The following is an 11,268-nucleotide window of genomic DNA, read 5'->3' as shown; positions in this document are numbered from 1 at the left end:
TAGTGGCCTAACGGCCCGGGTTTTTCTTACTGTCCACTAAACGGGGCCTTGACCACCCACTACATGTAGGGTTTCTCTTCCGTTAGACACTTGTATATATGCTATCCGTTAGCAGTGTTACCCCATTCCTGTTTCCGCTCATGGAGAGATATCTCGATAATACGGTCCAGCAGTTGTGTAAAGGTCATACCTGCTGCAGCTGCACTCTTTGGAAACAGGCTGTTGGCTGTCATCCCCGGTAAGGTGTTCACTTCTAGTACATAAGGCATATCCTGACACAAAATCATATCGACCCTCGCATAGACCTTGCACTGCAGCAATCGGTAGCTGGCGAGCGCCGCCTCGCGTACACGCTGCTGGGTATCGGGAGGAAGCTCGATCACCTTCTCCTCCGCGCCGCCGTCCTCATATTTCGCTCGGTAATCGAACCACTCTGAATGCGCGGAGCGAATGCCGATAATCGGTAGTACCTCGCCATCCAGAATTGCGCAGGTAAGCTCTGTCCCTTTCAAATAGGGCTCAATCAAGATCCCCTGATCCAAATGGCTTGCTTCCTGAACAGCCGACAGCAGCTCCTTCTCATTATGCACGAGCTTGACCCCGATGCTGGAGCCTCCCGTATTCGGCTTCACAATCACCGGGTAACCCAATTGCTCCACCGCCTGAGGATCATATACATCCTTCCAGTAAAATCCTGCAGGCGTTTGAATGCCAGCCTCCTTCAGCAGCATTTTGGACAGCTGCTTGTTCATACATAGGCTGCTTGCCAGGACACTGCTTCCTGTATATGGAATACCCAGTGTCTCCAGCGCTCCCTGTACCGTTCCATCCTCGCCATATTGGCCATGTAGCGCCAATAGCGCGAAATCGATGCCTGCCTGCTGAACCTGTGTGATTAAATCCGCTCGTTGCGTAACGACAATGGGAACTGCCTCATAACGACTGGGATCCAAATGATTGATCATCTCTTGACCAGTCTTCAGGGAAACCTCGCGCTCTGAAGAAATACCCCCCATAATAACGCCTATCTTCATGATGACACCTCATTGTTCTTCAAAATGGTTCGCGCCTGTTTGCCGATTATCTGAATGCCTCGCTCGATATTTTCATCCGTTACTCGTGAAAAACCAAGCCGCAAAGTATTCGTCCCTGTTCCTTCTTGAATAAAAAATTTGTCCCCCGGTGTAAAAATGACACCGTGTTCTACGCATGCTTCTAGTAGCTCGCGTGTGTTTACGCCTGACGGAAAGCTAAGAAACAAATGCAAGCCCCCATCGCCAGACAGCTGCGCCAGAGGGAGATGTGCTTCACAGCATGCCTTCGTCAACTCATATTTGCGCTTATATTCCATGCGCGCTTTTTTTACATATTTATCAAAATTTCCATTCAGCAAATATTGGTATAGTATCGCTTGATCGATGGTAGATGTATGAATGGTGCGTGCACGCTTAATGCTTTCCAGGTTGTCGATCAACGCCCTGTCTCCAAGCACCCAGCCCACTCGTAATCCTGGGAACAGTACCTTGGAGAAGCTACCAATATAGATGACTCCGTTCCCTTTCCCTGCTGTGGCGATTAATGGCGCAACATGCGCTCCCGAGTAGCGCAGCTCTTCATTGAATCCATCCTCGATCACCGGAATCTGATAGCGCATCAGCAATTTCATAACGGCACTTCGCTTCGCTGGCGACATGACAATGCCTGTCGGATTGTGATAAGAAGGAGTCAAATAGGCCAGATCGAAGCTGTTTGTCTGCTTCTGCAATACCGCCTCAAGCTGCTCCACATCAATACCATCACTCTCCATCGGAATGCCGGTAATCTCAAATCCTTGCAGCTTCAAATTCTTGATCGCAGTATGATGGGTCGGATTTTCACAAATGGCTGCTCCACGGCGAGCAGAAGGGCGGAGTGCCGACAGTACTATGTCAAAACCTTCAGTAAACCCGCTTGTAATCAGCATATCCTTGCCGCTTACATCGACGCCCTTATTCTCCATATAACGCATTAAGTAATCGATCAGTGGCTTGTAGCCCTTGGCATAGCCGTAGTTGAGCAGCACCTGTCCTTCGATTGCCATCCGATCCATAAAGGCTCGCCTTACATCCCCCAGATCAAACAACTGCTCATCCGGCGCGATGCTTGTGAACGAAATCGTTCCTTTTTTAGCGCGAATGCCCTGCTTCATCATGTCCATCTCAGCAGCGGATACAGCATATTCATTCATTCGTGCCTTCCAGTCGATCTGCCAGGAGACGGAGCTGTCAGCGCCTCCGTTATCCGAAGCCAAATGGCCCACCATAGCAGTAACATAGCTGCCTTTGCCGGGAATCGCATACGTAAATCCGTCATCCTCTAGACCTTCGTAGGCTGCGATGACTGTATTGCGACTCACTTTTAGCAAACTGCTCATTTCTCGTGTGGAGGGCAGCTTTTGATCTGAGTGAAGCGCGCCTTTGACTATTAAGCGTTTGACGTATTCTTTCACTTGTATCGCGACTGGACGGTCACCAACAAGCTTGAAATCCTGGAACATCCTTCATCGCCCCCGTTTATAATGATGGCATGGGAGACGAAAGAAAAAAAGAACCACCGCACTGGATTTTTCATCCTTCGGTGGTTCCTCTGTAGCAGTCAGCATCCACCCAGCGGTAAAAATGAAAGTAAAAAAGAACCCATTTTTCCTAAGGGTTCCTCTTTTGTTGTTATTTTTAGTAGGCCGATCGTGAATCCTTCACCAGATGCTATCCGCTTTATGGTTGTTTTGCGCCATCATAATATATTTGTCCAATTGCTGGCTTACACCCAAAACTGCGTCACTTGAAAGACCATGTTGTCCTGCCAATTCAATCATTTGCTGTCGTAGTTGTTCGATGCTTGTTTCTAGATCTAAGTGGTGGCGACTTTCTTCTATTCCCGCGCCCCAGATCTTACTCTTACCTTTCAGGGATGTTCCTGGGTGCACAGGAACGTCGCTTTCTAATGAACTTGTGATAGTTTTTATGTTAAGCACCTCCTATTTTTACAAATTATTACATTATCAAGTATAAATGAATATGCAAGAATTCACCATCTAAGAAAAAATTGAATAGAAAAAAACATCCTATCGAGAGGATGTTTTTTCCTATTATGGATGAATCCATTCGCTCGTAAACGTTCCCTATTCCTTTTGCCCGATTAACAATTCCACTTCTTCAATTTCCTTCGGGATTTGCGATGAGAGCACCTCGTAGCCGTCTTCCGTTACTAACACATTATCTTCAATCCGAATGCCAATCGCTTCTTCCTCTATGTACAGACCAGGTTCAATCGTGATCACCATACCAGGTTGCAAAACAACATTGTAATCCGGGATATCGTGGGTATCCAGTCCAAGGTGATGAGACACAGGATGATAATAGTATTTGGACAGCTCACTGCTCTCTTGGATGAGTCCAAGACGTAGCAGACCATCTCTCAAGACTTCTTTCGTGACATCATTTAGTTGTGGAAGTGTGGCACCAGGCTTCACTGCTTCTATGGTCTTGATTTCTGCCTCGAGCACGAGTTGATAGATCGCTTTCTGACGTTCTGTAAAGCGACCATTCACGGGAAACGTGCGCGAAATATCAGCCGCATAGTAGTTCGATGTCGCACCGAGGTCGAGGAGGACCAAGTCACCATCTTCCGCAGGCTGATTATTCGCTTCATAGTGCAAGATAGTGGCATTGATCCCACTAGCAATAATGGGCAAATAAGGAATCTCGCGAACACCATGCGATTTCAACGTGAAATCATAGTGCGCCTCTAGCTCATATTCCATGATTCCAGGACGTGCATGCAACCACATGCGTCGGATTGCTTCATCTGTGATCGCAATCGCACGTCTGATTTCTTCGATTTCAGCCGGACTCTTCACATTGCGCAGTTCTTTCAGCCATGGGCCCGCATCGTGAATCTGCAGGGTCCGGTATTTCTTCTGCGCGTCTTCGGCAAAAGCCTCTTGAGGGGTCACCTCATCGCTCCACAAATAGCGATACAAGTCAAGATACAGCGAGGAATTGCCTTCGCAGCGCCTCATAAAAGTTCCAAATGACTCTAGCCACTCATCGAGATAGTCGAAGTGTTCGATACCAGACTGCTCTTTCGCCTCTTGATCCGACAAGACGGCTCCCGTCCATTTCGCTTCCAGTTCATTTGGGCGCTGGAGAAATAACGTTTCGGTCACGATACCAGCGCGTTTCGTGATCATGAGAATGAGGTTGTTGCGCGCAATGCCGGTTAGATAATAGAAGTTGCGGTTCGGTGAAAACGGATATTTATCGTCATGGCTGCGTGTTTTGACAACCCCTGAAAATAGTACAAGCGCGCTGTGATCAGGCATTTTTTCTGCGAGTCTTTGACGGCGATTGATGAACTCTTTTGAATCCATGGTTATTGTCATCTGCTTTATACCCCTTCGCCTTAGAGTTCAGTATAGTCTGATAATTGTCCGCCGATTTCACTTTGATAGATCGTCATATATCCTCCTTTCTTCTATATTTTAGGATACTTTCATCTTTTTAGAAACGACTTTCGTAATAAAGCTATTATTGCGTCCATAAAACAAGGAGCAGTTGTATTACGCAAGCTGCTCCTTGTTTTAGTAGATTACGTTATTCTGCGACTCTTTTCGCCCAACGCAGGTCCGGTGTCCCCGTTACACTAAAGCGGATGCCTTCGATCTTTTTGCTGTTCAGATAGTTATCGTTATTGAAATAAACCGGGATGACGGGCATGTCCTGCATCAAAATGGTTTCAGCGTCGTGCAAAAGCTTCATGCGTGCTTCCTCGTTTTGTTCGACCTTCGCTTTTTCGATCAGCTCGTCAAACTTCGGATTGGCCCAGCTGGTGAAGTTGCGGGAGCTTTTCCCTGTGTACAGCTCCAGCATCGCGAGCGGATCGAGGTAATCGCCGCCCCAACCCATGCGGGCAATCTGAAAGTTTTTCTGCTTGAACGTATCGATGTACGTTTTCCACTCCTGATTTTCCAGCTTCACTTGCACGCCTAGGTTTTGCTTGAACATTTCTTGCAGCGCTTCGGCGATCTTCTTGTGGTTTTCTGCGGTGCTGTATTTCAGTGTAATTGGAGGAAGCTCTGCCCAGCCTTCTTCCTTCAAACCTTCAGCCAGGAGCTGCTTTGCCTTGGCCGGATCAAACTGATAATAAGGCGCCACTTCTTCTCGGAAGTCCTTGCCCGAAGGAGTTTTCACTCCGAATGGCGTATAACCGTACGCCGGGAGTTGGCCTCCCTTGGTCACGTTTTTCGTCAGGATCTCCCGGTCGATCGCGTAGGAAAAGGCCTGACGAATTTTCGCATTAGTAAACGGCTTTTCCTCTACGTTAAACGTGTACGTATAAATGCTGTAGTCCGGGAATGATTTGTACTCTTCTTTTTCTTTTTCCTGCTCAATTACGTCGATCGGCAGAGAGTCAATCAGATCAAGCGCTCCTGTTTTGAACATCTGATAGTAGGTAGTTGCTTCGTTTACCATCTTGAAGTGGACGGTGTCCATCGTTACCTTTTCTTTCTCCCAATAGCTCTGGCTTTTGGCAATTGTCAGCTGACTGTTGTGGTCCCAGCTCTCCACGGTGTACGGTCCATTGGTCACGATACCTTTCGCTTCGGACGCCCAGTTTTTGTCTGCATCCACGACTTTCTTGTTCACCGGCAGATAAGCGCGACTCATCATGATTTTCGGGAAATAGGTGATCGGGTCTTTCAGTCCGACGATGATTGTTCGGTCATCCTTTGCCTTGATCTGAACGTCATCCACGTTGCCTTTGCCCGTGTTGTATGCCTCCGCGCCTTGTATGTAATAGAGAGCGGATGGTTCATAGGCGGCGGTTTGTGGATTCAGCACGCGCTTCCAGGAGTATTCGTAGTCATGTGCCGTCAACGGATCGCCGTTCGACCATTTCATTTCGGGACGCAGGGTAAACGTGTAGGTTTTTCCGTCCGGGGAGACTTCCACCTTTTCTGCTGCGCCTTCGCTGATGTCGCCATTCTGGCTATAACGGTACAATCCTTCATACAGATGGTCAATCACCCAGTACGAGGTGGTATCGGAAGCGAATGCCGGATCTAATGTGTACGGTTCGCCCCGCAGGTTAGCGGTAATGACTTGTTTGACGGCTGCTGCCGTCTGTTGATCGGAAGACGCAGCCGGTTTATCGCTGCCGCACGCAGAAAGCGCAGGCACAACGAGCGAAAGCATTGCGGCAAAAGCGAGTAATCCCTTTTTCATTATGATTTCCTCCTTGTTCTCCTCTGTCTACTGTACAAGATGGCAAGCGATCCAGTGTTCGTGCTTCACCTCCTTCCAGACCGGCGCTGTTTCGGTACAAACGCCTTGAGCAACCGGACATCTGGTGCGAAACGGGCAACCGCTTGGCGGATGAATGGGGCTGGGCGGTTCTCCGGTCAGTACGATCTGCTCCCGCTCTTCGCGCTGGGCTGGATGGGAAACCGGCATAGCCGAGATCAAGGCCTGCGTGTACGGATGTAGCGGTGTGGCAAACAACTGCTCGCTCGGTGCAAGCTCCATCATCTGTCCCAGGTACATCACGCCGATCCGGTCGCTGAAGTGCTTCACCATCGACAGGTCATGGGCGATAAACAGATAGGTGATAGACCGCTCTGCCTGAAGATCGGCTAGAAGATTGACGATTTGCGCTTGGATGGACACATCCAGTGCGGAAATAGACTCGTCTGCCACGATAAAACTAGGCTCCACCGCAAGCGCACGGGCGATGCCGATACGCTGTCGCTGTCCGCCGCTGAATTCATGCGGAAAGCGTTTTGCGTGGCTTGGATGCAATCCTACTAGCTCCAGCAGCCGATAGATGCGTTCTTCTCGCTCTTTTCCTTTTGCCAATCCATAGGAGTCGATTCCTTCTGCGATGATGTCGCCCACTCGTAAACGCGGATTGAGCGAAGCCTGCGGATCTTGGAAGATCAGTTGCATGTGGCGGTTTGCTTCCCGTCGCTCACGTCTATCCATACTGGCGATGTCTTTGTCTTGAAACAGGATGCGCCCCGCACTAGCCGGGTACAGGCCAACGATAGTCCTGCCCAGCGTAGACTTGCCGCAGCCGCTTTCCCCAACGATTCCGAGCGTCTCCCCTCGTCTGATTTCAAAAGAGACTCGGTCAACAGCTCTAACCCGTTGGTCTCCGCCAATCTCAAACGATTTAGCGAGATTCTCCACCCCTACAATGTTGTCAACCATGTATCTCCCTCCCTGCTACCATCCATTCTTCTGCTCTTTTGGGCACGCGGGTCGTTCAGCCAGCAACTCGCCTCATGCTGATTCAAAAACGAATTCGATTGCGGCATATGCTCCAGGCAAATTTCCATGGCAAACCGGCAACGGGCAGCGAACGGGCAACCGGCAGGTGGACGAAACAGATCCGGCGGTGTCCCTTCGATGGGGATCAGCCGTTCTTTTTTACCCGCATCAAGACGTGGCACCGACTGCAACAGCCCTTGTGTGTATGGATGGCGTGGATTGTCAAAGATCTCTCCCACCGGGCCGCTTTCCACCACTACGCCTGCGTACATGACCGCTACATGGTCGGCTACCTCTGCGACGACGCCCAGATCGTGGGTGATCAATATGATCGATGTGTTCGACTGCTCCTGTAACTCTTTCATCAGACGAAGAATCTGTGCCTGAATGGTCACGTCGAGCGCCGTCGTCGGTTCGTCGGCGATAACCAACTGGGGTTGGCAGGCAAGTGCCATCGCGATTCCTACACGCTGCCGCATTCCTCCGCTTAGCTCGTGCGGATACTGCTCAAATCGCCTCGCCGCTTCTGGAATGCCTACCCTCACAAGCAGTTTCAGCGTCTCTTCCTTTGCTTCTGTCTTCGTCTGCTTTCGATGTTTGATCAGCCCTTCCGCAATCTGCTGGCCGATTTTCATCGTGGGGTTCAGCGAGGACATCGGGTCCTGGAAGATCATACCGATCTGCGAGCCGCGAACTTGCTGCCATTCCAGCTTCGTCAGCCCAGTCAGTTCACGCCCGTGAAACCGAATGCTGCCGCCTTTTACCTGACCGGATCGCGGAGGAATCATCCCCATCAATGCCCGGGCGGTCACACTTTTTCCGCAGCCGCTTTCCCCGACAATGGCCAACGTCTCACCCTCCTTTACAGAAAAGGAAACCCCTCTTACTGCCTGCACGTCTCCACCGTACGTACAAAAGGAGACACGCAACTGATCGACTTCCAACAATGGTTTCACGATGTACTCCTCCTCATTTCCTGATCCGCGGGTCCAGTGCGTCCTGCAATCCATCCCCGAGCGCGTTACACGCGAACATGGTAAGGGAAATCATGAATCCGGGAAAAAACAGTCGCCACCACTGTCCGCTCAGCATAACGGCCAGCGCGTCGTTGGCCATGGTTCCCCAGCTGGCGGTTGGTGCCTGCACTCCCAGCCCAAGAAAGCTAAGAAACGATTCGGCGAAAATCGCGTGCGGTATCGTAAAGGTCAGGTTGACGATGATGACGCCGATCGTATTCGGCAGCAGATGCTTAATGATGATTTTGACGTGAGAGGTACCCAACTTTTCTGCAGCCAGCACAAACTCCTGACGCTTGATCTGCATGATTTGTCCTCTGACCAAACGAGCCATGCCGACCCATCCGGTTAGTGATAGGGCAATAATGATTGTTGCGAGTCCAGGCTCCAGAACCACCATCAGCAGGATTACCACCAGGAGATACGGAATGCTGTACAGAATTTCAGCTAATCGCATCAGGATGTTATCCACACGGTCGCCCAACTTGTTCCTTCCTGCCATGTAACCGGATATCCCGCCGATGCATACACCGATCACCAGGTCGATGGCAGCTGCCGCCACACCAATAAACAAAGAGATTTGACCACCTACCCAGGTACGTGCCCACATGTCCCGCCCCAAGTCATCCGTTCCAAACCAGTGCTCACCCGACAGTGGCAGATTTCCCTTTGTCAATGACTGTTCATGCGGGCTGTGGGGAACGATCATCGGCCCGATGATCGAGAGGGTCACCACTGCCATGAGCAGGAAGAACCCGAGCATTGCCAGCTTGTTGCGGAATACTCGCTGCAATACCTCCTGCCAATACCCAAGACTGGGACGTTCCCGAATTTCCTCGGATAGCCGGGTTCGGTCGACTGGTCGAAACAGCGAATCCAGTTGTGTTGCCTGATTGGCCATAATGCTACTTCCCTCCACTCGTCAATCTGATGCGCGGGTCAATCACCCGATACAGCAGGTCGATGAGGTACAAAGTAAAAATGAGCACAAAGCTATAAAACACTGTCGTTCCCAAAATTACGGGGTAATCGCGGTTAAAAATGCTTTCCACGAAGTATTTGCCGAGCCCGGGAATAGCGAAAATCTTTTCCACCACAAAGGTTCCTGTCATCAGGTTGGCAAATAGCGGACCGATAAAAGTAAGAACCGGCAATATGGCATTCCGTATCCCGTGTCTAACGACAATGGACAAGGTGCCAAGCCCTTTCGCCTCCGCCGTGCTTATGTATTCCTGTTGCCAAACCTCAAGCATGCTGGCTCGTACGAAGCGAGCGATAATGGCGAGCGGACCGATAGCGAGCGCAAGCGTTGGAAGAATCGAGTGTTCCCAGCTCCCCCACGCAGCAACGGGAAGCAGCTCCCATTTGACCGCCAAGTACTTGATCAACAGTGGCGCCAGAATAAAACTGGGGACGGAGATCCCAATGATGGCTGCAAACATAGACAAGAAATCCAGCGTTCGATTGTGATAGAGTGCCGCTACGATTCCCAGTGTGATTCCACCTGCCAGCGCGACAATAAACGACTGGAGTCCCAGAACGGCCGATGCGGGAAATCCCTCTGCAATCAGCGTGTTCACATCCCTCGTCTTCGACTGGATAGAAGGCCCCAAATCAAATTGCAGCAATCCTTTCAGATAGAGCAGGTACTGTATCGTGATTGGCTGATCTAGGTTGTACTCCGCCCGCATGTTCTTTACCACTTCTTCTGGAAGCATTTTGGCATCAGACGCAAACGGGTCACCCGGAATCAGGTGCATGGTCACAAACGTTACCGTGACAATCATCCACAGTGTCAAGATCATGAGAAAGCCACGCTTGACCGCATAATAAAGCACATTGTTTCCTCCTTCATATAATAACGAGTAAAAAGATGTGAATACTATGAATTTAAAATATAGAAAACCCCTCTCCGAAAAGAAGAGGGGCGATTAGTCGGTTCCCACCTTCTTATCTCGCAGAATAACTCCGCAGGAATTAGCACCGTAAGGTCAATCAGACCAAGGTTGCCGGGTTTCATCGGGCCAGTCCCTCCACCACTCTCGATAAGAACGTTCTATGAAATTTAATTACATCGTAAAATTCATTTTTATCTTATCATTTTACTCGGATATGTCAATCCTGTTCAATGACATTTGATTTTTCTTTATAATATCAGGATGTCAGCCCAAATCTTAATCGTGGTGGCTAGGATCAACAAGGCAAGAATGGTTTGGAGAATCCGGGTGCCCAAGCGTTTGCTGACCTTCGTACCGAGCGGCGCTGCCATGATGCTGGCGATGACCATAATCACAGACGGCCATAGCAATATGTCCCCTGCCATCCATTTCCCTACCGTCGAACCGATGGAAGAAAGAAAAGTGATAGCAAGAGATGTAGCAATCGTAACTCTTGTCGGAATCTTGAGGATGATCAACATGATGGGAACCAAAATAAAAGCGCCAGCTGCCCCGACAATTCCGGATGCACCCCCAACAATCAAAGCGGATAATACCGCTGTTGGTTTATGAAAGATAACCTCGGTCTGTTCACGTTCGTCCATCCGCTTTTTTGGCAGGAACATCAAGATTACAGCAATCGTGGCCAGAATGGCGTAAACGAAATTGATGGCATCTGCCGAAAGATATTTTCCTCCATATCCTCCAAGCAAGCTCCCGACAATAATGGCACTCCCCATGTACACAACGAGCTGGTAATGAATGAGCTTATCTTTGCGCAGACTCCAAACAGCAGCTAGGGTGGCAAAAAATACTTGGACTGCACTTATTCCGGATACTTCGTGAGCTGTGTAAGCAACCAATCCAAGGGCGGGCGGAATGTACAGAAGCATCGGATACTTGATGATGGAGCCCCCGATTCCGACGAGACCAGAGATAAACGATCCCGCGAAACCGATAACAAAAAGTGTGATCACAAGGTCGATAGTCATAGGCTCACCCTTT

9 protein-coding genes, 1 pseudogene and 1 riboswitch are annotated in these 11,268 nt (G+C 49.8%); all 10 genes and pseudogenes read right to left on the bottom strand.

The features are described from left to right. Positions 1-101: 101 nt before the first annotated feature. Positions 102-1,034 carry a D-alanine--D-alanine ligase gene (locus ACQ5DJ_RS04070; protein ID WP_429841298.1) on the bottom strand — a complete coding sequence of 311 codons (933 nt, stop codon included), beginning with the start codon at positions 1,032-1,034 and terminating at the stop codon, positions 102-104. Beyond that, positions 1,031-2,536: a PLP-dependent aminotransferase family protein gene (locus ACQ5DJ_RS04065; RefSeq protein WP_429841297.1), complete on the bottom strand. Its 1,506-nt coding sequence runs from the start codon at positions 2,534-2,536 to the stop codon at positions 1,031-1,033. The genes ACQ5DJ_RS04070 and ACQ5DJ_RS04065 overlap by 4 nt, the downstream gene beginning before the upstream one ends. A 198-nt stretch (positions 2,537-2,734) precedes the next feature. Then, entirely contained in the window at positions 2,735-2,965 is a 231-nt protein-coding gene (locus ACQ5DJ_RS04060; RefSeq protein ID WP_429841296.1) for an aspartyl-phosphate phosphatase Spo0E family protein, read from the bottom strand. 195 nt (positions 2,966-3,160) lie between these two features. Further along, positions 3,161-4,411: an aminopeptidase P N-terminal domain-containing protein gene (locus tag ACQ5DJ_RS04055; RefSeq protein ID WP_429841312.1), complete on the bottom strand. Its 1,251-nt coding sequence runs from the start codon at positions 4,409-4,411 to the stop codon at positions 3,161-3,163. 223 nt (positions 4,412-4,634) lie between these two features. Next, the gene (locus ACQ5DJ_RS04050; protein ID WP_429841295.1) at positions 4,635-6,266 is read right to left on the bottom strand and encodes a peptide ABC transporter substrate-binding protein; all 1,632 of its coding nucleotides are present in this window, start codon (positions 6,264-6,266) and stop codon (positions 4,635-4,637) included. Between the two features lie 27 nt (positions 6,267-6,293). Further along, positions 6,294-7,250, bottom strand: coding sequence for an ABC transporter ATP-binding protein (locus ACQ5DJ_RS04045; protein WP_429841294.1), 957 nt, complete (start codon positions 7,248-7,250; stop codon positions 6,294-6,296). After that, a pseudogene (locus ACQ5DJ_RS04040) lies at positions 7,243-8,266 on the bottom strand (ABC transporter ATP-binding protein). The gene ACQ5DJ_RS04045 and the pseudogene ACQ5DJ_RS04040 overlap by 8 nt, the downstream one beginning before the upstream one ends. A 13-nt stretch (positions 8,267-8,279) precedes the next feature. Next, entirely contained in the window at positions 8,280-9,227 is a 948-nt protein-coding gene (locus ACQ5DJ_RS04035) for an ABC transporter permease (protein ID WP_429841293.1), read from the bottom strand. A gap of 4 nt (positions 9,228-9,231) precedes the next feature. Then, complete coding sequence (locus tag ACQ5DJ_RS04030; RefSeq protein ID WP_429841292.1) at positions 9,232-10,164, bottom strand: ABC transporter permease; 933 nt, start codon at positions 10,162-10,164, stop codon at positions 9,232-9,234. A 109-nt stretch (positions 10,165-10,273) separates the two neighbouring features. Next, a riboswitch (SAM riboswitch) is annotated at positions 10,274-10,378 on the bottom strand. Between the two features lie 94 nt (positions 10,379-10,472). After that, complete coding sequence (locus ACQ5DJ_RS04025) at positions 10,473-11,255, bottom strand: sulfite exporter TauE/SafE family protein (RefSeq protein WP_429841291.1); 783 nt, start codon at positions 11,253-11,255, stop codon at positions 10,473-10,475. Positions 11,256-11,268 lie beyond the last annotated feature (13 nt).

It is taken from the genome of Brevibacillus sp. FIR094, assembly GCF_050477165.1.
In the GTDB taxonomy this organism is placed as follows: Bacteria; Bacillota; Bacilli; order Brevibacillales; family Brevibacillaceae; genus Brevibacillus.
Note: the sequence above shows the minus strand (reverse complement) of the source record. Positions and strands in the feature narration are given on the sequence as shown.